General features: G+C 71.7%; 19 protein-coding genes. 4 read left to right on the top strand and 15 right to left on the bottom strand.

The annotated features are described in order from the left end of the window. Nucleotides 1-62: 62 nt before the first annotated feature. The gene (glnA, locus tag ACIQ6Y_RS08775; RefSeq protein WP_404034611.1) at nt 63-1,472 is read right to left on the bottom strand and encodes a type I glutamate--ammonia ligase; all 1,410 of its coding nucleotides are present in this window, start codon (nt 1,470-1,472) and stop codon (nt 63-65) included. 210 nt (nt 1,473-1,682) lie between these two features. On the opposite strand from glnA, the gene ACIQ6Y_RS08770 reads away from it, so the two are divergent. After that, nucleotides 1,683-2,153: an RDD family protein gene (locus tag ACIQ6Y_RS08770; RefSeq protein ID WP_404034609.1), complete on the top strand. Its 471-nt coding sequence runs from the start codon at nt 1,683-1,685 to the stop codon at nt 2,151-2,153. A 146-nt stretch (nt 2,154-2,299) separates the two neighbouring features. On the opposite strand, the gene ACIQ6Y_RS08765 is transcribed toward ACIQ6Y_RS08770, so the two are convergent. The 4 genes from ACIQ6Y_RS08765 to lipB form a co-directional block, all read right to left on the bottom strand. Further along, nucleotides 2,300-3,001 (bottom strand): DUF4191 domain-containing protein, encoded by a 702-nt coding sequence (locus ACIQ6Y_RS08765; protein WP_404034607.1) that lies wholly within the window; start codon nt 2,999-3,001, stop codon nt 2,300-2,302. Between the two features lie 59 nt (nt 3,002-3,060). Then, complete coding sequence (locus tag ACIQ6Y_RS08760) at nt 3,061-3,258, bottom strand: hypothetical protein (protein ID WP_404034605.1); 198 nt, start codon at nt 3,256-3,258, stop codon at nt 3,061-3,063. Nucleotides 3,259-3,483: 225 nt separating this feature from the next. Then, entirely contained in the window at nt 3,484-4,449 is a 966-nt protein-coding gene (gene lipA / locus ACIQ6Y_RS08755) for a lipoyl synthase (RefSeq protein ID WP_404034603.1), read from the bottom strand. Nucleotides 4,450-4,522: 73 nt separating this feature from the next. Then, the gene (gene lipB / locus ACIQ6Y_RS08750; RefSeq protein ID WP_404034601.1) at nt 4,523-5,323 is read right to left on the bottom strand and encodes a lipoyl(octanoyl) transferase LipB; all 801 of its coding nucleotides are present in this window, start codon (nt 5,321-5,323) and stop codon (nt 4,523-4,525) included. Nucleotides 5,324-5,557: 234 nt separating this feature from the next. Here lipB and ACIQ6Y_RS08745 point away from each other — a divergent pair, with 234 nt between their 5' ends. Then, nucleotides 5,558-6,994, top strand: coding sequence for a regulator (locus ACIQ6Y_RS08745; RefSeq protein WP_404034599.1), 1,437 nt, complete (start codon nt 5,558-5,560; stop codon nt 6,992-6,994). Nucleotides 6,995-7,082: 88 nt separating this feature from the next. On the opposite strand, the gene ACIQ6Y_RS08740 is transcribed toward ACIQ6Y_RS08745, so the two are convergent. Together ACIQ6Y_RS08740 and ACIQ6Y_RS08735 are read right to left on the bottom strand one after the other, a co-directional pair. Continuing rightward, nucleotides 7,083-8,420 (bottom strand): NAD(P)/FAD-dependent oxidoreductase, encoded by a 1,338-nt coding sequence (locus ACIQ6Y_RS08740; RefSeq protein ID WP_404034597.1) that lies wholly within the window; start codon nt 8,418-8,420, stop codon nt 7,083-7,085. A gap of 198 nt (nt 8,421-8,618) precedes the next feature. Then, nucleotides 8,619-9,509, bottom strand: coding sequence for a TIGR01777 family oxidoreductase (locus ACIQ6Y_RS08735; RefSeq protein WP_404034595.1), 891 nt, complete (start codon nt 9,507-9,509; stop codon nt 8,619-8,621). Nucleotides 9,510-9,612: 103 nt separating this feature from the next. Between ACIQ6Y_RS08735 and ACIQ6Y_RS08730 the strand changes: the two genes are divergently transcribed. Beyond that, entirely contained in the window at nt 9,613-10,143 is a 531-nt protein-coding gene (locus ACIQ6Y_RS08730) for a GNAT family N-acetyltransferase (RefSeq protein WP_404034593.1), read from the top strand. Here the strand turns inward: ACIQ6Y_RS08730 and ACIQ6Y_RS08725 are convergent. Then, entirely contained in the window at nt 10,133-11,053 is a 921-nt protein-coding gene (locus ACIQ6Y_RS08725; RefSeq protein ID WP_404034591.1) for a MarP family serine protease, read from the bottom strand. The two genes, ACIQ6Y_RS08730 and ACIQ6Y_RS08725, sit on opposite strands and share 11 nt — an antisense overlap. Before the next feature lie 41 nt (nt 11,054-11,094). Between ACIQ6Y_RS08725 and ACIQ6Y_RS08720 the strand changes: the two genes are divergently transcribed. Next, a complete protein-coding gene (locus ACIQ6Y_RS08720; RefSeq protein ID WP_404034589.1) occupies nt 11,095-12,015 on the top strand; it encodes a peptidoglycan recognition protein in 921 nt (306 codons plus the stop codon). 357 nt (nt 12,016-12,372) lie between these two features. Here the strand turns inward: ACIQ6Y_RS08720 and ACIQ6Y_RS08715 are convergent, their stop codons facing one another. The 7 genes from ACIQ6Y_RS08715 to ACIQ6Y_RS08685 all read right to left on the bottom strand — a co-directional run bounded on the left by ACIQ6Y_RS08715 (nt 12,373) and on the right by ACIQ6Y_RS08685 (nt 22,971). Beyond that, nucleotides 12,373-12,891: a DUF4240 domain-containing protein gene (locus tag ACIQ6Y_RS08715; protein WP_404036363.1), complete on the bottom strand. Its 519-nt coding sequence runs from the start codon at nt 12,889-12,891 to the stop codon at nt 12,373-12,375. Nucleotides 12,892-12,943: 52 nt separating this feature from the next. Next, on the bottom strand, nt 12,944-13,921 hold the full coding sequence (locus tag ACIQ6Y_RS08710; protein WP_404034587.1) for a helix-turn-helix transcriptional regulator: 978 nt from the start codon (nt 13,919-13,921) through the stop codon (nt 12,944-12,946). 79 nt (nt 13,922-14,000) lie between these two features. After that, a complete protein-coding gene (gene aceE, locus ACIQ6Y_RS08705; RefSeq protein ID WP_404034585.1) occupies nt 14,001-16,703 on the bottom strand; it encodes a pyruvate dehydrogenase (acetyl-transferring), homodimeric type in 2,703 nt (900 codons plus the stop codon). A gap of 286 nt (nt 16,704-16,989) precedes the next feature. Next, nucleotides 16,990-17,619: a GntR family transcriptional regulator gene (locus ACIQ6Y_RS08700; RefSeq protein WP_404034583.1), complete on the bottom strand. Its 630-nt coding sequence runs from the start codon at nt 17,617-17,619 to the stop codon at nt 16,990-16,992. Nucleotides 17,620-17,891: 272 nt separating this feature from the next. Further along, nucleotides 17,892-19,718, bottom strand: a complete 1,827-nt coding sequence (gene sucB, locus ACIQ6Y_RS08695; RefSeq protein WP_404034581.1) for a 2-oxoglutarate dehydrogenase, E2 component, dihydrolipoamide succinyltransferase — start codon at nt 19,716-19,718, stop codon at nt 17,892-17,894. 58 nt (nt 19,719-19,776) lie between these two features. Beyond that, the gene (gene lpdA, locus ACIQ6Y_RS08690; protein WP_404034580.1) at nt 19,777-21,165 is read right to left on the bottom strand and encodes a dihydrolipoyl dehydrogenase; all 1,389 of its coding nucleotides are present in this window, start codon (nt 21,163-21,165) and stop codon (nt 19,777-19,779) included. Between the two features lie 285 nt (nt 21,166-21,450). Further along, nucleotides 21,451-22,971: a leucyl aminopeptidase gene (locus ACIQ6Y_RS08685; RefSeq protein WP_404034578.1), complete on the bottom strand. Its 1,521-nt coding sequence runs from the start codon at nt 22,969-22,971 to the stop codon at nt 21,451-21,453. Between the last annotated feature and the right edge of the window lie 92 nt (nt 22,972-23,063).

The raw sequence follows: 23,063 nt of genomic DNA, 5'->3' as shown, positions 1-23,063 counted from the left end.
CCCCGGCGGGGTGACGGCCTCCTCGATGATCAGCCGACCTCGGTCAGCAGGTCACCATCGGCTCACACGTCGAAGTACAGCTCGAACTCGTGCGGGTGCGGACGCAGCTGCAGCGGCGCGATCTCGTTCGTGCGCTTGAAGTCGATCCACGTCTCGATCAGGTCGGACGTGAAGACGTCGCCCTGGAGGAGGAACTCGTGGTCGGCCTCGAGGGCGTCGAGGACGGCGTTCAGCGAGGTCGGGACCTGGGCGACGCCCGCGTGCTCCTCGGGGGCCAGCTCGTAGAGGTCCTTGTCGATCGGCTCGGCCGGCTCGATCTTGTTCTTGATGCCGTCCAGGCCCGCGAGCAGCAGGGCCGAGAAGGCCAGGTACGGGTTGCCGGAGGAGTCGGGCGCGCGGAACTCGACGCGCTTGGCCTTCGGGTTGGAGCCCGTGATCGGGATGCGCATGGCCGCGGAGCGGTTGCGCTGCGAGTACACCAGGTTGATCGGCGCCTCGAAGCCCGGCACCAGACGGTGGTAGGAGTTCACCGTCGGGTTGGTGAACGCCAGCAGCGACGGGGCGTGCTTGAGGATGCCGCCGATGTAGTAGCGGGCGGTGTCGGACAGACCGGCGTAGCCCTGCTCGTCGTAGAACAGCGGCTCGCCGCCCGTCCACAGCGACTGGTGGACGTGCATGCCCGAGCCGTTGTCACCGAAGATCGGCTTCGGCATGAAGGTCGCGGTCTTGCCGTTGCGCCAGGCCACGTTCTTCACGATGTACTTGAAGAGCTGCAGGTCGTCGGCCGCGGCGAGCAGCGTGTTGAACCGGTAGTTGATCTCGGCCTGGCCGGCGGTGCCCACCTCGTGGTGCTGGCGCTCGACCTTCAGGCCGACATTGGCCAGCTCCAGGGAGATCTCGGCGCGCAGGTCGGCGAAGTGGTCGACCGGCGGGACCGGGAAGTAGCCGCCCTTGTAGCGGACCTTGTAACCACGGTTGTCCTCGAGGGCGCCGGTGTTCCAGGCGCCCGCCTCGGAGTCGATGTGGTAGAAGGACTCGTTCTCCGACGTCTTGAAGCGCACGCTGTCGAAGACGTAGAACTCGGCCTCGGGACCGAAGTACGCGGTGTCGGCGATACCGGTCGACGCCAGGTACGCCTCGGCCTTCTTCGCCACGTTGCGCGGGTCACGGGAGTACTGCTCGCCCGTGATCGGGTCGTGGATGAAGAAGTTGATGTTGAGCGTCTTGTCGCGGCGGAAGGGGTCCACCCGCGCGGTCGACAGGTCGGCGCGCAGCGCCATGTCGGACTCGTGGATGGCCTGGAAGCCGCGGATCGACGAACCGTCGAACGCCAGCTCCTCGTCGGGGTCGAACGCCTCGACGGGCAGCGAGAAGTGCTGCATGACGCCCGGCAGGTCGCAGAAGCGGACGTCGATGAACTTGACGTCCTTGTCCGCGATGAACTTCTTGACCTCGTCGGCGTTCTGGAACATCCAGGTCCTCCTACTCCCGACGGCCAGGCCGGGGTGGTAGTTCGTTCGTGCGGCCAGTGCGGTGGCACACGCTCGCACCCGACCCTAGGGACGGGTGATTTCTCGGGCGTGACCCATTTGTTTCGCAGAAGTTAACCGGCTCCCCTTCCACGGTAGCTCCGACACACCCCGCCGTGCTCCGGTCGAAAACGGGCGCAGTACCGTGTACGGGTGGACAAGAGGCAAGCAATCGGATCATGGCTCTCCGGGCCGCGCGCGGCAGCAGAGGAAGCCGGCGTCGACTTCGGGTACCGAGGTGAACAGCTCGGTCTGCCGCAGGCGGGGCCCGGGTCGATCGCGCGCCCGGGACGGCGAATCGGGGCGTTCGCCGTGGACTGGGGGCTGTGTCTCTTGGTCGTATGCGGCCTGATCACGGACGGCTACGAGGTCCCCCGGTCGAACAACTGGGCATTCCTCGTCTTCTTCCTCCTGAGCCTCCTGACCGTGAGCACCATCGGCCTGACCCCGGGCAAGCGTCTCTTCGGTCTCCGCGTGATCGCCCTGGGCACCCGCACCGTCAACCCGGTACGCGCGGTACTGCGCACGGTCATGCTGTGCCTTCTGATCCCGGCGGTGATCTGGGACCGCGACGGCCGCGGCCTGCACGACCGGCTGGCCGGCACGGTCGAGGTCCGCATCTGACCTTCGTATACGCCGAAGATCGTATACGGCGAAGATCACACCATGTGGTACGCCCATGACGGTCACGTCTACGACGGTCATGTCTACGACGAAGGGGCGCCCGGTGCTGTCGAGCACCGGGCGCCCCTTCGTGTACGAGGAGTGGGTCAGCGGCCCTTCGGGCCGCCCTTCGGCAGCTTCATGCCCTTGGGCATCGGGCCCTTCGGCAGCGGCATGTTGCTCATCAGGTCACCGAGGGCGCGCAGCCGGTCGTTGGTGGCGGTGATCTGCGGGCCGGTCAGGACGCGGGGGAGCTTGAGCATGGTGGTGCGGAGCTTCTTCAGCTCGACCTGGCCCTCGCCCGTGCCCACGACGATGTCGTGCACCGGCACGTCCGCGACGATGCGGTTCATCTTCTTCTTCTCGGCGGCCAGCAGGCTCTTCACCCGGTTCGGGTTGCCCTCGGCCACCAGAACGATGCCGGGCTTGCCGACCGCCCGGTGCACCACGTCCTGGCTGCGGTTCATCGCCACCGCGGGGGTCGTCGTCCAGCCCCGGCCGATGTTGTCCAGCACGGCCGCGGCGGCGCCCGGCTGGCCCTCCATCTGCCCGAAGGCGGCCCGCTCGGCCCGGCGGCCGAACACGATCGCCGTCGCGAGGAAGGCGAGCAGCAGGCCCAGGATGCCGAGATAGACCGGGTGGCCGATCAAGAAGCCGATCGCGAGGAACACACCGAGGGTGCCGAGGCCGACGGCCGCGAGTACAAGACCGATCTTCTTGTCGGCCTTGCGGGTCATCTTGTACGTGAGAGCGATCTGCTTCAGTCGCCCTGCGTTCGCGGCGTCCGCCGCGGTTTCCTTCCTCGCCATGCCACGAAGTCTACGTGGCCCCGGGAGCGCCTTCGACGGCAGTGCCGGGTGGACCGGATTCAGGAGCGGGCGGCGGCCTGGTCCAGCACGCGCTGGGCCTCCACCCGGTCCTTGGCACGGCGGCGGTCCTCCAGGACGGAGGTCCAGGCGTTGCGGCGGGCCGTGCGCTGGCCGCTGCTCATCAGCAGCGACTCGACGGCGCGCAGGGCGTCGGTGAAGGACGGGATGGCGGTGGCGCGAACGGGCGCGGCCTGCATGACTGTGGGTCCCCCTCGGTGCGGGTGCACGTGGCGTGAGTAAACCGTCACTGATTGGTGTTACCAGGGCATGACCGGGGGGTCAAACGCCGATGAAACCTTTCGACGTGGACTTTCGGGGGTCCGGGCACAGCGAAGCGGCCCCGGCGTACGCCCCCATCTGCGGGGACGGCCGGGGCCGCTTCCAACTCGCCTCTACTGGCGGGTAGTTGCTTGTGCCTGAATTCACACAGCCTGCGTGGCGGTGAAGCTGCCGCGCTTCTCCTTGGCCATCTGGTACAGGCGGCCCGCGCGGTACGAGGACCGCACCAGCGGGCCCGACATCACGCCGGAGAAGCCGATCTCCTCGGCCTCCTCCTTCAGCTCCACGAACTCCTGCGGCTTCACCCAGCGCTCGACCGGATGGTGGCGCACGGAGGGGCGCAGGTACTGCGTGATGGTGATCAGCTCGCAGCCTGCGTCGTGCAGCTGCTTGAGCGCCTCGCTGATCTCCTCGCGGGTCTCGCCCATGCCGAGGATCAGGTTCGACTTGGTCACCAGGCCGAAGTCGCGGGCCTCGGTGATCACCTTCAGGGAGCGCTCGTAGCGGAAGCCGGGGCGGATGCGCTTGAAGATCCGCGGGACCGTCTCGACGTTGTGCGCGAAGACCTCGGGGCGGGACTCGAAGACCTCCCGCAGCAGCTCCGGGACGGCGTTGAAGTCGGGGGCCAGCAGCTCGACCTTGGTGCGGCCGGCCTCACGGGAAGCGGTCTGCTGGTGGATCTGGCGGACCGTCTCGGCGTACAGCCAGGCGCCGCCGTCCTCCAGGTCGTCGCGGGCGACGCCGGTGATGGTGGCGTAGTTCAGGTCCATCGTGACCACGGACTCGCCCACGCGGCGCGGCTCGTCGCGGTCGAGCGCCTCGGGCTTGCCGGTGTCGATCTGGCAGAAGTCGCAGCGCCGGGTGCACTGGTCGCCACCGATGAGGAACGTGGCCTCACGGTCCTCCCAGCACTCGTAGATGTTGGGGCAGCCGGCTTCCTGGCAGACCGTGTGCAGGCCCTCGCCCTTCACCAGGTTCTGCATCTTGGTGTACTCGGGGCCCATTTTCGCCCGGGTCTTGATCCACTCGGGCTTGCGCTCGATGGGGGTCTGAGCGTTGCGGACCTCCAGGCGCAGCATCTTGCGTCCGTCGGGTGCGACTGCGGACACGACCGGCTCCCTAGCGATTGATTCTTCGGCGTCCTCAAGGGTACGCCCGTGGATTTGAATGCCCCGAGCGCCGTCAGGCAGCCGGCGTCTTCTCGATCTCGCGCGGCTTGAGGTCCGCGTTCTCCAGTACGTCCTTCAGGTGCCGCTCGGCGACCGGCAGCACGTCCTCGATGGTGACCTCGCGGCCGAGTTCGTACGAGAGGGACGTCACGCCCGCGTCCCGGATGCCGCAGGGAATGATCTTGTCGAAGTTGGAGGTGTCCGGGTTCACGTTCAGGGCGAAGCCGTGCATGGTGACGCCCTTGGCGACACGGATGCCCATGGCGCAGATCTTGCGGTCCTCGCGGCGCTGGCCCGCGTTCGAGGGCGCGTACTCGGGGCCGTTCAGCCGCGGGTCGAACTCCGGGTCGGTGGTCCGCGGGTCGAAGTCGAGCGTGAGCCCGCCGACCGCGGGGCGCTCCTCCACCGGGTCGCCCAGCACCCACACGCCGGCCCGGCCCTCCACCCGCGAGGTCTCGATGCCGAACTCGGCGCACACCCGGATCATCGCCTCCTCCAGGCGGCGCAGATGCGCGACCACGTCCACCGGGCGGGGCAGCTTCTGGATCGGGTAGCCGACGAGCTGGCCGGGACCGTGCCAGGTGATCTTGCCGCCGCGGTCCACGTCGATCACGGGGGTGCCGTCGAGCGGGCGCTCCTCGGGTGCGGTGCGGCGGCCCGCGGTGTACACCGGCGGGTGCTCCAGGAGCAGGCATGTGTCGGGCACCTCGTCCGCGAAACGGGCGGCGTGCACGCGGCGCTGCTCGTCCCAGGCGGTCTGGTAGTCGACCATGTCCGCGCCGAACCCCATACGGACGAACCGCAGCTCACTCACGGCAAGCGCCTCCTCGAAGTCGTAAGGCATGAAACGCGCCCACGCCACTGTACGACTCCCGGTCGCACGTCAGCCCGGCAGCCAATCCTCACACGATCGGATGAATGGGCGTCGAAGAGTGTGGTCACCTGCTCACGCTCCGCTACATTCACGCCGTTCACAAGGCCATAAGGGCTGCTCACAGGCAATTCCAGGCACTTCGGAACGCCCGGAAGGCAGGAGATCGCACCGCACATGACGGATCGCCCCGCGCAGCGCACCCCCAACCGTCAGCTCGCCGCCCTGATCGCAGAAGCGGGGTTCTCCAACGCAGGTCTCGCCCGCCGTGTGGACCAGCTCGGCATGGAGCACGGGCTCGATCTCAGATACGACAAGACGTCCGTGACCCGATGGCTGCGCGGACAGCAGCCGCGCGGCACCACCCCCGCCCTGATCGCCGAGGTCTTCACCCGCCGCCTCGGCCGCCGCCTCACCGCCCAGGACCTCGGCCTGGACGCCTGCGCCCCCGTCTACGCCGGCCTTGAGTACGCCGGCAGCCCCGAGGAGGCCGTCGACATCGTCAGCGGCCTGTGGCGCAAGGACTCCGGCAGCCACGCCGAACTGCGCAAGATCGCCTTCACCCCGGCGGGACTCGTCGTGCCCAGCCGGGACTGGCTGATCGGGCGGCCCGACGACTCCGTCACCCGCGGTGAGCAGCCCGCCCGGGTGCCCGCCCAGGGCCGGCCCGCCGTACCCCGCCAGCGCGGCCAGAGCGAGCGCGGCCCCGGCCAGAAGGTCACCGCGGGCGACGTCGCCGCCCTGCGCTCGGTGGCCGACCTGTTCCGCACCCTGGACGACATGTACGGCGGCGGCCACGCCCGCCAGGCCCTGGTGCGCTACCTGGAGCACGAGTGCGAGCCGATGCTGCGCGGCACCTACGGCGAGCAGACCGGCCGCCGCCTGTTCGCCGCGGCCGCGGATCTCACCCGGCTCGCCGGCTGGACGTCGTACGACATCGCCGCGCACGGCCTCGCCCAGCGCTACTTCGTCCAGGCGCTGCGGCTCGCGCAGGCCGCGGCGGACCGGGCGTACGGGTCGTACGTGCTGGTCACCATGAGCCGTCAGGCCGTCTATCTCGGGCACGGGCGCGAGGCCGTGCAGCTCGCCCGGGTCGCCCAGCAGGGGGTCGGCGGGTCGGCTCCGCCGGTCGTGCAGGCACTGCTGCACGCGGCCGAGGCGCGCGGGCACGGGGTGCTCGGTGAGGTCCGGGCCTGTACGGCGGCCCTGGTGCGGGCCGAGCGCGCCCTGGAGGCGGCCCGGCCCGGGGACGAGACGCCGCACTGGGCGCGGTCCTTCGACGAGGCGCAGCTCGCCGACGAGTTCGGGCACGCGCACCGGGATCTTCAGCTCTTCCGGACGGCCGCGCAGCATGCGGAGAAGTCGTTGCAGATGCGGGGGGCCGGGTTCGCCCGGAGCCGGTTGTTCTGCCGGGTGGTGCTGGCTACGGCCCGGCTGGGGCTGGGGGAGCTGGATCAGGCCTGTGCGTTGGCCGCGGAGGCGGCGGGGCAGGCGGTGGAGATGCGGTCGGTTCGGGCGGTGGAGTACATCAGGGACTTCGAGCGGCGGTTGGAGCCGTACAAGGACGCTGCGCCGGTCAGGGGGTATCGGGAGAGGGTCGCCGCGTTGCAGTAGCGCGTCTCGCCGTGGTGCCGGCTGTGGTGTCGCGTCGTGCTGCTTCGTCGTGGTTGCTCGCGCAGTTCCCCCCGCCCCTGAGGGGCGTTCAGGCAGCCCGCGTCGAAGAGAGCGGCTCCGTCACCTGCATCGAGGGCGTCACTCCCAGCTCCGTCAGGATCGCCTGGGACGCCCTGTGGCCCGAGTGGAGGGCTCCCTGGACCGTGCTGGTGTCGCGGTGGTCGCCGCAGACGTAGAGGCCGGCCAGGAGGCGGACGGGGCGGTGCAGGTCGTGCGGTGGGCGCATGGCCGGGACCGCCTCGGGGGTGTGGTGGACGGCGAGGGTCTCCCAGCGGGCGGTGGAGGTGCCGTAGAGGCGGGAGAGGTGCGTACGGACGGCCGTGTCGAGGTCGGGGGGCGGGGTGCCGAGGACCGTCGAGGAGATCAGGGCCCGGCCCGCGGGGGCCCTGGTGGGGTCGAGGTCGCTCATCAGGGCCGTGTGGGAGACGGGGCCGCCGCGGTCGGCGTCCAGGACGAGGGAGGCGCCGGTCGGGGGCGGCACGTCCGTGGTGTGGTGGATCACCGTCACCGGGTGGAAGTCCGGCACGCGCAGGCCGGGCAGCAGGTCGGCGGCCGTACGGGCGTCGGTGGCCAGCAGGACCGCGCGGCAGCGGAACTCGCCGTGCTCGGCGGTGCCGACCGAGGTCGTGGAGACGGAGGTGACCTGGACGCCGGTGTGCAGGGTGCCCGGCGGCAGGGTGCGCGCCAGCAGCTCCGGCAGCACCTCCGCCCCGCCCTCCGGCACGCACAGCCGCCCCGCGGCGAAGGCGCGCAGCGCGAGGTCGGCGCACCGGCTGGACGTGGTCAGGTCCGGGTCGCAGAGCAGCGCGGCGAGCAGCGGGCGCAGAAAGCCGTCGATCGTGCGGGCGGGCAGGCCGCGGGCGGTGAGGGCCTGTGCGGCGGGCAGCTCGGGGCGCGCAAGGAGGCGTTCGACCGGGGTCGCGGCGAGCCGGGCGAGGGCCGTGCCCAGCCGGGCCTGGTCGACGGCGGTGCCGACCGGCTTGCCGGGCTGCTGCGGTCGAGGGGCGCTCGCGAAGGCGCGCACCGCGTGAAGTGCGCCCCTCGCGCTCCCTCGGTGGAGGGGGGCGCCGACGCGGTGCCGGCGTCCGTCGCTGTGTATCAGGACGCCCGGCTCGAAGCGGCGCAGGGCGAGCGCGCCGAGGCCCGGGGTCGCGCCCAGTTCGGGATACGCCGTGGACAGCAGCTGCCCGATCCGGTCGAGCCGGAAGCCGTCGACCTTCTCGGTCGACATGCGGCCGCCGGGACAGGGGGCGGCTTCCAGGACGGCGGTGGTGACTCCTGCGCTGGTCAGCCTCTGTGCGGCGGCGAGACCGGCGACCCCGGCTCCCACCACGACGACGTCCGCCTGATACGCGGGCTGAAGCACGTGCCCCTCCTCGAGGTTGAGGTTGCGCGGCCGGTGGAGACCTCATGCCCCCAATGGACTCCGGGGATACCCGAGTTCTGGTCGAGGTTAGGGCCCCGGCCGATCGGAGGCAGTCGCGCATGGACAGGGCACGGTCGCACAGCGGTCGCACATGGGCGTCAACCGCCGCTTCCCGAAGGCACCTTCCGGTCGGGGCCCTCAGTCCAGCGCGGCGCGGATCGTGTCCTCGATCCCCGGGAACGCGAACACGAACCCCGACTCCAGCAGCCGCATCGGCAGCACCCGGGTGCTGCCCAGCACCTCACCGGCCATGTCGCCGAGGACGGTCCGCAACACCGGTGCCGGTACGGCGAGTACGGCGGGGCGGTGCAGCACACGGCCCATCGCCGCGGTGATCTCACCGTTCGTCAGCGGCTCGGGCGCGGTCACGTTGAACGGCCCCGACAGGTCGTCGCGGTCGAGCAGATGCCGGATCGCGGCGACCTCATCGTGCAGCGAGACGTACGACCAGTACTGCCGCCCGTCCCCGAACCGTGCCCCCAACCCCGCCTTGAACAGCGGGAACAGCCGCCCCCACGCCCCGCCGCCGCGGGCCACCACCAGCCCGGTGCGCACGAACGCCGTGCGGACCCCGGCCTTCTGCGCGGGCGCCGCCGCGGCCTCCCACTCCACGCACACCGACGGCAGGAAGCCCTCCCCGGCGGGCGCGTCCTCGTCGACCGCGCGCTGCCCGGTGTCGCCGTAGTAGCCGACCGCGCTGCCGTTCACGAAGACCCGCGGGCGCGGCTCCAGCGCGGCGATCGCCCGGGCCAGGGCAAGGGTGCCCAGTACCCGGCTGGCGCGGATCTCCTCCTTGTAGGCGCGCGTCCACGGCCGGTTGCCGACGCCCGCTCCCGCGAGGTTCACCACCGCGTCGCACGCGGGCAGGTCCACCCGCCCGCCCCGCGGGTCCCAGTGGATCTCGTCCGCCGCCCCCGGCTCCCGCCGCACCAGCCGCACCACCTCGTGCCCGTCCGCCCTCAACGACCGCACCAGGGCCCGCCCGATGAGCCCCGACGCCCCGGCCACCACGATTCGCGCATGCTCCATCCCCCCATCCTGCCGGGTGCACCCCGCACATCCGGGCCGGGCCTGCCGTCCGCGCCCGGATAATTCCGGACCCGCCCCGGCACGTCGCCGTACAGTGGCGGGCATGCCGGATCCGCAGATACGCATACGCGTCGCGACGCACGCCGACGAGCCCGCGTTGAGCCGCCTCGACCATGTGACCTGGTCCTACGGGCACGCGGTGACTCCGCGGCCGGGGCTCGACGAGCCCTTCTTCAGGGAGACGGCGGGGCCGGGGGACCATCTGGTCGCCGAGCTCGACGGACGGCTGGTGGGATACGTCCGCCTCGGCTTTCCCACGCCGCTGCCGTCCAACGCCCACGTCCGTCAGATCCGCGGCCTCGCCGTGGACGACACGGCCCGCGGCAAGGGAGTCGGCCGGGCCCTGGTCCGCGCCGCGGTCGAGCGGGCCCGAGCCCTGGGCGCCCGCCGCCTCACCCTGCGGGTCCTCGGCCACAACACCGCCGCCCGCGCCCTGTACGAGGCCGAGGGGTTCGCCGTGGAGGGCGTACAGCCGGAGGAGTTCCTCCTGGACGGGGCGTACGTGGACGACGTACTGATGGGTCAGCGGCTGGTCCGAGACCCCGCGAAGGGGCCTGTGGTCCCTACGACGTGATCAGCTCGCCCGTGTCCACCTGAGCGGTCGCGTCCGCGCCGCGGTCCGCCTCGGGGGCGACCTCGTCGGCGGTCAGGACGTAGGCCTTGCCGTCGTCCGAGGTCGAGCGGGCGAAGACCACGCCGAAGACGCGGCCGTCGGGAGTCAGCAGGGGGCCGCCGGAGTTGCCGGGGCGGACCGTGCAGTGGATGGCGTAGACGTCGCGGGTGACCGCCTCGTCGCTGTAGATGTCCTGCCCGGTGGCGCGGACCCGGTCCGCGATCGTGGCCGCCTGCAGTTCGAGGCCGCCGTCCTGCGGATACCCGGCCACCACGGCCGCCTCCCCGCGCTCGGCGTCGTCGTCGAAGCGCAGGACCGGCGCCCGCAGCCCCGGGACGTACAGCACGGCCACGTCCTTGTCCGGGTCGAAGAGCACCACGCGTGCCTCGTACGGCCGTCCGAGCCCGCCGATCCGCACGCTCGGCGCGTCGATGCCGGCCACCACATGGGCGTTGGTCAGCACGTGCTCCGGCGCGTACACGAACCCGCTGCCCTCGAGGCCCTGGCTGCCGGTGGCGCCCTCGATCTTGACGCTGCTGCGCCGGGCGGCCCGGGTCGCCGCGGGGGTGACGGTGTCGCCGGAGGGTCCGGCCACGTCGGCCCAGGACACCTGCGGGAAGCCCGCCGCAGCCGACGCCTGCTGCACGGTCGGCGGGGGCTCCGAGGCCGCGGCCGGCACGCCCGCCGCGGCCCACGCCACGATCAGCGCCGCCAGCGACCTCGCCACGGCTCCGGCGGCGCCGTCCGCCGCTCTCAGCGGACCCCGGCCCGTCCTGGGCCGCAGCCGCCGCCCCAGCCGCCTCGCCGGCCCACGGCCCGCCACCGCCGGGACCAGGAGCGCCGGCAGCAGAAGGATGACGAGCAGGTCCACACGAGCCGCCTTTCTCCCGGACGCCCCTCGGCACGGGCCCGATGATCAGCCGTGTACCCCGGAAAACGCCCCCGACCGGGACGAACGTTCCTCCGGCTGGCAGAACACACATCGCGGACGGAAGGGAACGGACCGACAGTGGGTCCATGCGTGTCGAGCGACTGGCCCACCGCGCGCGAGCCGCGGCCCGCCGCTGTGCCGCCGTGCCGATACCCGGCCCCGCCCTGCCGGTGCTGGGCGCGCTGCCCGGGCTGGCCGCCGCCGTGACGCTGGCGCTGTGTGCTGCCGGGGTCGAGCGCCCGGCCGCCGTGCGGGCCGCCGCCCGCCCCGTCTCCGGCGTGCACACCGCACCCCGGCCCGCCATCGTGCCCCGCTCGGCCTGGCTGACGGACGGCACCGCGCCCGACCGCCCCCCGCCGCCGCGCTACGACGACCGGGTCGTCGCCGTCTTCGTGCACCACACCGACTCGCCCAACGCCTACGACTGCGCCGAGACGCCCCGCATCATCCGCTACCTCTACGCCGGCCAGACCGGCGCCCGGGAATGGGACGACATCGGCTACAACTTCCTCGTCGACCGCTGCGGCATCATCTACGAGGGCCGAGCGGGCGGCGTAGAACGGGCCGTCACCGGCGCCCACACCCAGGGCTTCAACCACCGCACCGCCGGCATCGCCGCGATCGGCACCTTCACCGAGGGAACGCCGGTGCCGCGCGTGATGAGCGACGCGATCGCGGCACTGGCCGCCTGGAAGCTGGGCCTGTCGGACACCGACCCGCGGGCGCGGGTACGCCTGGTCTCCAGCAACAGCCGCAGCCGCTTCAGCGCGGGCACCGCCGCCGCACTGCCCGCCCTCGCGGCCCACAAGGACGCCTTCATGACCAGCTGCCCCGGGGCGTCCCTCAGCGCCCTGCTGCCGGAGATCCGCCGACTGGCGGCCCGCTTGCAGGGGCGCGCCTGAGACGGACGGCGTCGTCAGGGCGCTGAGTCGTCAGGGTCGCTGAGCCGCAGGCGCGCTGAGTCGCAGGGCCGTCAAGTCGTCAGGCCCGCTGAGTCGTCAGGGCGCTAGGGCCTGTCGTTCGGATCAGGCCGGCTGCAAGGGACTGCGCTTCTCGGCCGGGTCGAGCGGGGTCTGGTGCGTGCAGCTGCAAGGCGGAGGAGGGCGTCGACGCGATGGGGGTCCCCCCGCTCGAGCGAAGCCGAGAGTGGGGGAGTCGGCAACCGACGACAACGCCGCTGGGGGTCCCCCCACGCCCTTAAGGCAGTGGGGGAGTGCGTGCCAGGCCCCGCGACGCCGGGCTGATCCGAACGACAGGCCCTAACCCCTGAACCGCTCCCACAGCCGCGGATAGCGGGCCGCCAGCTCCCCGTCGTCCTCGAAGTCCAGCGCCGTGCCCTCCGGCTCCGAGGGCGCGGGCGGGATGCCGAGGTCGGGGGCGACGGTGCCGGTGAGCTGTTCGTAGGCCTCGTCGGCGGCGTAGCCGAGTTCCTCGCCGTCGCCGTCGATCTCCTCGTCGAAGTCCTTCAGGAGGTCGGCGAGCGCGTCCGGGTCGTGCAGCGCGCCCTCGAACACCTCGCGGCCCTGCCCGATCAGCCAGCAGCGGAAGAAGTCGAAGGCGTCGTCGCTGGCCCCGTCGAGCAGCACCCACGCGGCGCCCCACAGATCCCAGTGGTAGGCGCGGTTGTAGCGGGCCTCGAAGTGCCGGGCGAAGTCGAGCACGGACTCGGGGTCGAGGGCGGTGAGCCGCTCCACCAGCAGGTCGGCCTGGTCCTCGGGGTCGCCCTCGGCGGCCTCGCGGGTGCTGTCCACCAGCTCCCAGAACTCCGTCTCGTCCATCACGGGTCCAGCATCGTCCCTCGGCCGGGGGCACGCACCCCGAAGCCCCGCATCAGACGCGCCCGTACAGCTGTGCCAGCCGCAGCGCGTGCTCCGCGAACCGGGCCCGCAGCGGCTCGGGCGCCAGCACCTCGGCCTCCGGCCCCAGCGCGGTGAGCTGGGTGAGGGCGACCTCCTCCGACTCCACCCGCAGGGTCAGGACCACCCACCCTTCGGCGTCCGGCTCGCCCGCGTCCGCGCGCGCGTCCCGCGCGGCCACCGGGTCGACCGCATGCGGCAGCAGCCGCAGCCCCGCAGGCGACACCCGCACCACCACCTCGGCCCGCAGCAGCGACCGCGCGAACCGCTCGGCCTGCGCCGCCCAGAACCCCGGCAGATCGAAGTCCTCGTCCCTGCGGAACCGCTCCGAAAGCGGCTCGACCCCCGCGAACCGGTCGATCCGGTACGTCCGGAAGGCGCCCTCCGGGACCACCCGCGCGCACAGGTACCAGACCCCCGCCTTCAGCACGAGCCCGTACGGCTCCAGCACCCGCGCGGCCTCCTCCTGCCCGCGCCGGTAGCGCCCGGCCAGCACCCGGTCGTCCCACACCGCCTCCGCGACCGCCGGCAGCAGCTCGGGCGTCTCCGGCTCCCGGAACCAGCCCGGCGCGTCCAGATGGAACCGCTGCGCGGCCGTACGCGACGCGTCCCGCAGGGACGGCAGCAACGCCGCCGACACCTTCAGGCGCGCCGCCGACGCCGCGTCCTCCAGGCCCATCTCCCGCAGCGCCCCCGGCACCCCGGACAGGAACAGCGCCTCCGCCTCACCGCGCGCCAGCCCCGTCAGCCGGGTGCGGTACCCGCCGATCAGCCGGTACCCGCCGGCCCGCCCCCGGTCGGCGTACACCGGCACTCCGGCCTCCGACAGCGCCTGCGCGTCCCGCGTGACCGTCCGCTCCGACACCTCCAGCTCCCGCGCCAGCTCGGCGGCGGTCATGGAGGGCCGGGACTGCAGGAGGAGCACCATCTTGATCAGCCGGGCTGCGCGCATACGGCCATCATGCAAGGAGGCCCCCGCCGAAGCGGAGGCCTCCCGAAAAGCGAGCGGTCCTTACAGACCGTGCCGGTCCTTACAGGCCGTACTTCTCGCGCGCTTCCTTCACCGCGGTCGCCTTGACCTCGCCGCGCCGGGCGAGCTGGGCCAGGGCCGCGACGACGATCGACTCGGCGTCGACGCCGAAGTGGCGGCGGGCGGCCTCGCGGGTGTCGGAGAGGCCGAAGCCGTCGGCACCGAGCGAGGAGTAGTCCTGCTCGACCCACTGGGCGATCTGGTCCGGGACCTGGCGCATGTAGTCGGAGACGGCCAGCACCGGGCCCTCGGCGCCCTGGAGCGCCTGGCGGACGTACGGCACGCGCTCCTCGCCGCGCAGCAGGGCCGCGTCGGCCTCCAGCGCGTCACGGCGCAGCTCGGTCCAGGAGGTCGCGGACCACACGTCGGCGGCCACGCCCCACTCCTCGGCGAGCATCCGCTGGGCCTTCAGCGTCCAGTGGATCGCGGTGCCCGAGCCCAGCAGCTGGATGCGCGGGGCGTTGGCGACCGGGGACAGCTCGGCCGACTCCGCCGTGTTGAAGCGGTACAGGCCCTTGACGATGCCCTCGTCGATGCCGAGGCCCGAGGGCTTCGCCGGCTGCGGGAGCGGCTCGTTGTAGACCGTGAGGTAGTAGAAGACGTTCGGGTCCTCACCCGGGGCCGCCTCGCCGTACATGCGGCGCAGACCGTCCTTGACGATCGTGGCGACCTCGTACGCGAACGCCGGGTCGTACGTCAGCGCCGCAGGGTTCGTCGCCGCGATGACGGGGGAGTGACCGTCGGCGTGCTGCAGGCCCTCGCCCGTCAGCGTCGTACGGCCGGCGGTGGCGCCGACGAGGAAGCCGCGGCCGAGCTGGTCGCCGAGCTGCCACATCTGGTCGGCCGTGCGCTGCCAGCCGAACATCGAGTAGAAGATGTAGAACGGGATCATCGCTTCGCCGTGCGTGGAGTACGCGGTGGACGCGGCGATGAAGTCGGCCATCGAACCGGCCTCGGTGATCCCCTCGTTGAGGATCTGGCCGTTCTTGGCCTCCTTGTAGTACATCAGCTGGTCGCGGTCGACCGGCTCGTACGTCTGGCCCTTCGGCGAGTAGATGCCGAGGGACGGGAAGAGGCTCTCCATGCCGAAGGTGCGCGCCTCGTCGGGGACGATCGGCACCCAGCGCTTGCCGGTCTCCTTGTCGCGGACCAGGTCCTTGATCAGACGGACGAACGCCATGGTCGTCGCCACGTTCTGCGAGCCGGAGCCCTTGTCGAAGGACGCGAACGCCTTCTCGGCCGGGGCCGGCAGCGGCGCGACCGGGTGGACGCGGCGGGCCGGGGCCGGACCGCCGAGGGCGGCGCGGCGCTCCTGGAGGTAGCGGACCTCGGGGGAGTCGGCGCCCGGGTGACCGTAGGGGACGACGCCGTCGACGAAGTCGCTGTCCTTGATCGGCAGCTCCAGCAGGTCGCGCATCGCCTTGAACTCGTCCACCGTCAGCTTCTTCATCTGGTGGTTGGCGTTCTTCGACGCGAAGCCCTCGCCGAGGGTGTGGCCCTTGACCGTCTGGGCCAGGATGACGGTCGGCGCGCCCTTGTGCTCGACGGCGGCCTTGTACGCGGCGTACACCTTGCGCGGCTCGTGACCACCGCGGGACAGGTGGAAGATCTCCAGGATCTTGTCGTCGCTCAGCAGCTTCGCCAGCTCGGCGAGCTCCGGGTCCTTGCCGAAGAAGTCCTGGCGGATGTAGGCGGCGTCGCGGGTCTGGTACGTCTGGACCTGCGCGTCGGGTACCTCGCGCAGCCGGCGTACGAGCGCGCCGTTGGTGTCGAGCCGGAACAGCTCGTCCCAGGCGGAGCCCCACAGCGTCTTGATCACGTTCCAGCCGGCGCCGCGGAACTGGGCCTCCAGCTCCTGCACGATCTTGAAGTTGGCGCGGACCGGACCGTCGAGGCGCTGCAGGTTGCAGTTGATGACGAAGGTCAGGTTGTCCAGCTGCTCACGCGCGGCGAGCGCGAGGGCCGCCGTCGACTCCGGCTCGTCCATCTCGCCGTCGCCGAGGAACGCCCACACGTGCGAGGCGGAGACGTCCTTGATGCCGCGGTTGGTGAGGTAGCGGTTGAAGCGCGCCTGGTAGATCGCCGACAGCGGGCCGAGGCCCATGGACACCGTCGGGAACTCCCACAGCCAGGGCAGGCGCCGCGGGTGCGGGTAGGACGGCAGGCCGTTGCCGCCGGACTCCTGGCGGAAGTTGTCCAGGTGGGCCTCGGTCAGGCGGCCGTCCAGGAAGGCGCGGGCGTAGATGCCGGGGGAGGCGTGGCCCTGGATGTAGAGCTGGTCGCCCGAGCCGTCGGCCTCTTTGCCCTTGAAGAAGTGGTTGAAGCCGGTCTCGTACAGCCAGGCGGCCGAGGCGAAGGTGGCGATGTGGCCGCCGACGCCGTGCTTGCTGCCACGGGTGACCATCGCGGCCGCGTTCCAGCGGTTCCACGCGGTGATCCGGGCCTCCATGGCCTCGTCACCGGGGACGGCCGGCTCGGCGGCGGTCGGGATGGTGTTGACGTAGTCGGTCTCGAGGAGCTTCGGCAGCGCGATGCCGGCGCCCTCGGCGCGCTCCAGTGTGCGACGCATCAGGTACGCGGCACGGTGCGGGCCGGCCGCCTTGGCGACCGCGTCCAGCGAGGCCTGCCATTCGGCGGTCTCCTCCGGGTCGCGGTCGGGGAGCTGGTCGAGCGCGCTCGGCTGGATGGCGTTGGGGTCGGTCATGTCGCCGCCTTCCTCAGTCGAAGGGGGTTCCCTCATCTGCGTAAGGGTTCGGGGGTGCCCTAGGTCTTTGGCAGGACAGGGCGAGACTTCGGTGGAAGTCCGTCGGCGACTGTAACCCCCTGATCGATGATCGATCAAAGGGTTCCGGGCGAAAACCTCTCGATCACGAGAAAGTAGGCACGCGGTGCCTCGCGCGAAGACACCGGGTGCCTTGTTTTCGAAGGCTTTCCGCAGGTGGGGCCACGTGTGAGCGAACGTTCACAGCCTCGTTTGAGCGAGGGTCCGCTCAGCCCTCGTGCCGGGGCGCGCACCCCAGCACATGCGCCTTCACCAGGTCCGCGATCCGCGGGTCCCGCCGCCGGAAGGCCTCCACCAGCTCCTGGTGCTCCTCCGCGTACGACTGCTGTACGGTGCCCAGCCAGCGGATGGACAGGGCCGTGAAGACCTCGATGCCGAGGCCTTCCCAGGTGTGCAGCAGGACCGAGTTGCCCGCGGCGCGCACCAGTTCACGGTGGAAGCCGACCGTGTGGCGGACCTGGGCCGTGCCGTCGGCCTTGCTGTCCGCCTCGTAGAGGGCGGAGACATGGGGCTCCAGGGCCGAGCAGTCCTGTGCCAGCCGGTCGGCGGCGAGCTCCGCGGCGATGGCCTCCAGGCCGGCCCGGACGGGGTAGCTCTCCTCCAGGTCGGCGGCGGTGAGGTTGCGGACGCGCACGCCCTTGTTGGGGGCCGACTCGATCAGCCGCAGCGACTCCAGCTCGCGCAGGGCCTCGCGGACGGGGGTCTGGCTGACCTCCAGCTCCGTCGCGATACGGCGCTCCACGATGCGCTCGCCCGGCTGCCAGCGCCCGCTGATGATCCCCTCCAGGATGTGCTCGCGGATCTGTTCGCGCAGCGAGTGGATGACGGGGGCGGTCATGAGGGCTCCTTAGGGGCGCGGCCGACGTTTAGACAATAAGGCCGTTGCTCTCTGCGGGAGGTGCGCGTAAGGGTGCTTTGTTGCAGGTGAGACGAGGCTTACACGCCTACGGGGGTGGGGCTGTCCTTGTTCGGCGGGTGCGGGTCGTCCTGGGTCGATCGCGCCCATGCGGCGGAGCCGCATATCGATACCGCCCCGCGCCCCTGGGGTATGCCGATGCCCCGCCCGTTGCCAACGGACGGGGCATCGATGTGTCAGCCCTCAGGGGGTTGTCACAGACCCAGCTCGACCTCGAACTCGCCGGCCTCCAGGATCGCCTTGACCGCCGTCAGGTAACGCGCGGCGTCGGCGCCGTCCACCAGGCGGTGGTCGTAGGAGAGGGTCAGGTACGTCATGTCGCGGACGCCGATGACCGTGCCCTCCTCCGTCTCGATGACGGCCGGACGCTTGACCGTGGCGCCGATGCCGAGGATCGCGACCTGGCCCGGCGGCACGATGATCGTGTCGAAGAGCGCACCGCGCGAACCGGTGTTGGAGATGGTGAAGGTCGCACCGGACAGCTCGTCCGGCGTGATCTTGTTGGCGCGGACCTTGCCCGCCAGCTCCGCCGTGGCCTTGGCGATGCCGGCGATGTTCAGGTCGCCCGCGTGCTTGATGACCGGGGTCATCAGGCCCTTCTCGGAGTCCACCGCGATACCGACGTTCTCGGTGTCGAAGTAGGTGATGGTCCCCTCGGCCTCGTTGATCTTGGCGTTGATGACCGGGTGGGCCTTCAGCGCCTGTGCGGCGGCCTTGACGAAGAACGGCATCGGGGAGAGCTTGACGCCCTCACGCGCGGCGAAGGAGTCCTTCGCCTGGGCGCGCAGCCGCATCAGCCTGGTGACGTCGACCTCGACGACCGACGACAGCTGCGCCTGCTCGTGCAGCGCCTTGACCATGTTGTCGCCGATGACCTTGCGGATGCGCGGCATCTTGACGGTCTGGCCACGGAGGGGGGAGACCTCCAGGGCGGGCGCCTTCTTGGCGGCGGCCGGAGCGGCGGCGGCCGGAGCCGGAGCAGCGGCGGCGGCCTTCGCGGCCTCGGCGGCGGCGATGACGTCCTGCTTGCGGATACGACCGCCGACGCCGGTGCCCTTGACGGAGCCCAGGTCGACGCCGTTCTCGGCGGCGAGCTTGCGCACCAGCGGGGTGACGTAGGCACCCTCGTCGGTGGCCTGCGCGGCGGCGGGAGCCGGAGCGGCCGGGGCCGGGGTGACCGGGGCCGGAGCCGGGGCGGCGGGAGCAGCCGGAGCCTGGGCGGCCGGAGCCGGAGCCGGAGCCGGAGCCGGAGCCGGAGCGGCAGGGGCGGCCGGGGCCGGAGCCGGGGCAGCGGGCGCGGCGGGGGCCGGAGCCGGAGCCGCGGGGGCGGCCGGAGCCTCGGCGGCCGGGGCCGGAGCGGCGGGAGCGGCCGGAGCCGCGGGGGCCGGAGCGGCACCCGGAGCGCCGATGACGGCGAGCTTGGCGCCGACCTCGGCGGTCTCGTCCTCGCCGACCGTGATCTCGAGCAGCACACCGGAGGCCGGGGCCGGGATCTCGGTGTCGACCTTGTCCGTGGAGACCTCGAGCAGCGGCTCGTCGGCCTCGACGGAGTCGCCGACCGACTTCAGCCAGCGGGTGACGGTGCCCTCGGTGACGGACTCACCGAGCGCGGGCAGGACCACGTCCGTGCCCTGGGCGGAGCCGGCGCCCGCGGCGGCCTCGGCGGTGGGCGCCGGAGCCGGGGCGGCCTGCTCGGTGGAGGGCTGGGCGGCCGGGGCCGGCTCGGGAGCCGGCGGGGCGTACTGCTCGGCGGCCGGGGCCGGCTGGGCCGCCGGGGCGCCGCTGCCGTCGTCGATGATCGCCAGCTCGGCGCCCACCTCGACGGTCTCGTCCTCGGCGACCTTGATGGAGGCCAGGACACCGGAGGCAGGGGCCGGGATCTCGGTGTCGACCTTGTCGGTCGACACCTCGAGCAGCGGCTCGTCGGCCTCGACGCGCTCACCCTCGGCCTTCAGCCAGCGGGTGACAGTGCCCTCGGTGACGCTCTCGCCGAGCGCCGGAAGGGTTACGGAAACCGCCATGGTTTCTGTTGCTCCTTACGAAATTGCGGAAGTCTGTGTCGTCGCGCGCGAGGGCTGATCAGTCGTGCGCGTGCAGCGGCTTGCCCGCCAGTGCCAGGTGGGCCTCGCCGAGCGCCTCGTTCTGCGTCGGGTGGGCGTGGATGAGCTGGGCGACCTCGGCCGGCAGCGCCTCCCAGTTGTAGATCAGCTGGGCCTCGCCGACCTGCTCGCCCATACGGTCGCCGACCATGTGGACGCCGACGACGGCACCGTCCTTGACCTGGACGAGCTTGATCTCGCCCGCGGTCTTCAGGATCTTGCTCTTGCCGTTGCCCGCCAGGTTGTACTTCAGAGCGACGACCTTGTCCGCGCCGTAGATCTCCTTGGCCTTGGCCTCGGTGATGCCCACGGAGGCGACCTCCGGGTGGCAGTACGTCACCCGCGGGACACCGTCGTAGTCGATCGGCACCGGCTTCAGACCGGCAAGACGCTCCGCCACCAGGATGCCCTCGGCGAAGCCGACGTGCGCGAGCTGGAGCGTGGGGACCAGGTCACCGACCGCGGAGATGGTCGGGACGTTGGTGCGCATGTACTCGTCGACCAGGACGTAGCCGCGGTCCATGGCGACGCCGGCCTCTTCGTAGCCCAGGCCCTGCGAGACCGGGCCGCGGCCGACGGCGACGAGCAGGACCTCGGCCTCGAACTCCTTGCCGTCGGCGAGGGTGACCTTGACGCCGTCGGCCGTGTACTCGGCCTTGGAGAAGAAGGTGCCCAGGTTGAACTTGATGCCGCGCTTGCGGAAGGCGCGCTCAAGAAGCTTCGAAGAGTTCTCGTCCTCGACCGGGACGAGGTGCTTCAGGCCCTCGATGACCGTCACGTCGGCGCCGAAGGACTTCCACGCCGAGGCGAACTCGACGCCGATGACACCGCCGCCGAGGATGATCGCGGACTTCGGTACGCGGTCCAGGACGAGGGCGTGGTCGGAGGAGATGATCCGGTTGCCGTCGATCTCCAGGCCCGGCAGCGACTTCGGCACGGAGCCGGTCGCCAGCAGGACGTGGCGGCCCTGGACGCGCTGACCGTTCACGTCGACGGAGGTGGGGGAGGACAGCCGGCCCTCACCCTCGATGTAGGTCACCTTGCGGGAGGCGACGAGACCCTGCAGACCCTTGTAGAGGCCCGAGATCACGTCGTCCTTGTACTTGTGGACACCCGCGATGTCGATGCCCTCGAAGCTGGCCTTGACGCCGAACTGCTCGCTCTCGCGGGCCTGGTCGGCGATCTCGCCCGCGTGGAGCAGGGCCTTGGTGGGGATGCAACCCCGGTGCAGGCAGGTGCCGCCGACCTTGTCCTTCTCGATCAGGGCGACGTCCAGGCCCAGCTGCGCCCCGCGCAGGGCCGCGGCGTAACCACCGCTACCACCGCCGAGGATCACTAGGTCGAAAACGGTGCTGGCGTCGTTCGCCACGTCACGTCCTCCATGCATGTGCGCCACGCCGGTCTCCAGTGACCGGTCGGCGGCTGGTGTCCGGCCGCTCGTTCTTCGGCCCTTAGGTGGGGGCCCTGTCCTGCCGAGCCCCATCTTCGCACTAGTCAGTGCTTGACGAGACGCGGGGCCGGTGTGTGAGACGTGGCACTCTTTGCGATCAGGCCTGTGGACAGCGCACCAAAAGGGGCGCGGGGAACTGCGCGAGCAGCCCCCACGCCCCCGCGGCCGCCGTACAAGCGACGGGACCGAGCTCTCAGGCGAAGGTCAGCCAAGATCCCCGGCGGCGGTCAGCTCGGCGACCCGCACCAGCGTCCGCACCGCGGACCCGGTGCCACCCTTCGGCGTGTACCCGAACGGCGCAGCCTCGTTGAACGCGGGACCGGCGATGTCGATGTGGGCCCAGGTGATGCCCTCGCCCACGAACTCGCGCAGGAAGAGACCGGCGACGAGCCCGCCACCCATGCGCTCGCCCATGTTCGCGATGTCGGCGACCGGCGAGTCCATGCCCTTGCGCAGGTGCTCCGGCAGCGGCATCGGCCAGGACTCCTCGCCGACCTCCTCCGCCGCCTCCACCACCGCGGAGCGGAACGCGTCGTCGTTGGCCATGACACCGAACGTCCGGTTGCCCAGCGCGAGCACCATCGCTCCGGTCAGCGTCGCCACGTCCACGATCGCGTCCGGCTTCTCCGCGGAGGCCGCCCACAGCGCGTCCGCCAGCACCAGCCGGCCCTCGGCGTCGGTGTTGAGCACCTCGACCGTCTTGCCGCTGTACATGCGCAGCACGTCACCGGGGCGGGTGGCCGAGCCGGACGGCATGTTCTCGGCGAGCGCCAGCCACGCGGTGACGTTCACCTCCAGGCCGAGGCGCGCGACGGCGACCACGGCCGCGAAGACCGCCGCCGCACCGCTCATGTCGCACTTCATGGTCTCGTTGTGGCCGGCCGGCTTCAGCGAGATGCCGCCCGAGTCGTAGGTGATGCCCTTGCCGACCAGCGCGAGGTGCTTCTTCGCCTTGGAGGAGGTGTACGACAGCTTCACCAGGCGCGGAGCGGCCGCCGAGCCCGCGCCGACGCCGAGGATGCCGCCGTAGCCGCCCTTGACGAGCGCCTTCTCGTCGAGCACCTGCACCTTGAGGCCGTGCTCCTTGCCCGCGGTCTGCGCGATCGCGGCGAAGGCCTCCGGGTCGAGGTCGTTCGGCGGCATGTTGATCAGGTCGCGGGCGCGGTTGAGCTCCTCGGCGACCGCGACGGCACGCTCGACCGCGGCCTTCTGGGCCTTGTCGCGCGGCTTGCCGCCCAGCAGGGCGATCTCGGCGAGGGGAGCCTTGCCGTTCTTGGCGTTCTTGCCGTTCTCCTTGTACGCGTCGAAGGAGTAGGCGCCCAGCAGCGCGCCCTCCGCGATCGCGCCCGCGTCGCCGGAGTCGGCGAGCGGCAGGGCGAAGCCGGCCTTCTTGGTGCCGGTGAGGGCACGGGCGGCCGCACCGGCGGCGCGGCGCAGTGCCTCGGCGTCGAACTCGCCGTCCTTCTCCGGCGCGGCGCCCAGGCCCACCGCCACCAGGAGCGGCGTCTTGAAGCCGGCCGGCGCGGGCAGCTTGGTCACCTCGCCCTCGGCACCGGAGGCGCCGAGGGTCTCCAGAACGCCGGCGAGCTTGCCGTCGTAGGCCGCGTCCACGGCTTCGGCGCCCGGCGCGACGACAGGGCCCTTGGCGGCCTTGGCGACACCGATCACGATCGCGTCGGCCCTCAGATTGGGTGCCGCGGACGTGCTGAGAGTGAGAGCAGTCACGGTGGTGAAATCTCGCTTCCGATGTGAAGTTGCTGTGGCCGAACGGTGTGGGTCGGCCGGGCCCGACAGCCGACCCTAGAACCGGGGTGAGC

The organism is Streptomyces sp. NPDC096205, from assembly GCF_044763135.1.
Taxonomy (GTDB): domain Bacteria; phylum Actinomycetota; class Actinomycetes; order Streptomycetales; family Streptomycetaceae; genus Streptomyces.
The sequence above is the reverse complement of the archived record's forward strand: the minus strand, read 5'-3'. Positions and strand labels throughout refer to the sequence as shown.

Coding starts and splice junctions, on each gene's coding strand:
- glnA (WP_404034611.1), bottom strand. CDS start 1,472: ATGTTCCAGAACGCCGACGAGGTCAAGAAGTTCATCGCGGACAAGGAC.
- ACIQ6Y_RS08765 (WP_404034607.1), bottom strand. CDS start 3,001: ATGGCGAGGAAGGAAACCGCGGCGGACGCCGCGAACGCAGGGCGACTG.
- ACIQ6Y_RS08760 (WP_404034605.1), bottom strand. CDS start 3,258: ATGCAGGCCGCGCCCGTTCGCGCCACCGCCATCCCGTCCTTCACCGAC.
- ACIQ6Y_RS08745 (WP_404034599.1), top strand. CDS start 5,558: ATGACGGATCGCCCCGCGCAGCGCACCCCCAACCGTCAGCTCGCCGCC.
- ACIQ6Y_RS08735 (WP_404034595.1), bottom strand. CDS start 9,509: ATGGAGCATGCGCGAATCGTGGTGGCCGGGGCGTCGGGGCTCATCGGG.
- ACIQ6Y_RS08730 (WP_404034593.1), top strand. CDS start 9,613: ATGCCGGATCCGCAGATACGCATACGCGTCGCGACGCACGCCGACGAG.
- ACIQ6Y_RS08720 (WP_404034589.1), top strand. CDS start 11,095: ATGATCAGCCGTGTACCCCGGAAAACGCCCCCGACCGGGACGAACGTT.
- ACIQ6Y_RS08715 (WP_404036363.1), bottom strand. CDS start 12,891: ATGGACGAGACGGAGTTCTGGGAGCTGGTGGACAGCACCCGCGAGGCC.
- ACIQ6Y_RS08710 (WP_404034587.1), bottom strand. CDS start 13,921: ATGCGCGCAGCCCGGCTGATCAAGATGGTGCTCCTCCTGCAGTCCCGG.
- aceE (WP_404034585.1), bottom strand. CDS start 16,703: ATGACCGACCCCAACGCCATCCAGCCGAGCGCGCTCGACCAGCTCCCC.
- ACIQ6Y_RS08700 (WP_404034583.1), bottom strand. CDS start 17,619: ATGACCGCCCCCGTCATCCACTCGCTGCGCGAACAGATCCGCGAGCAC.
- sucB (WP_404034581.1), bottom strand. CDS start 19,718: ATGGCGGTTTCCGTAACCCTTCCGGCGCTCGGCGAGAGCGTCACCGAG.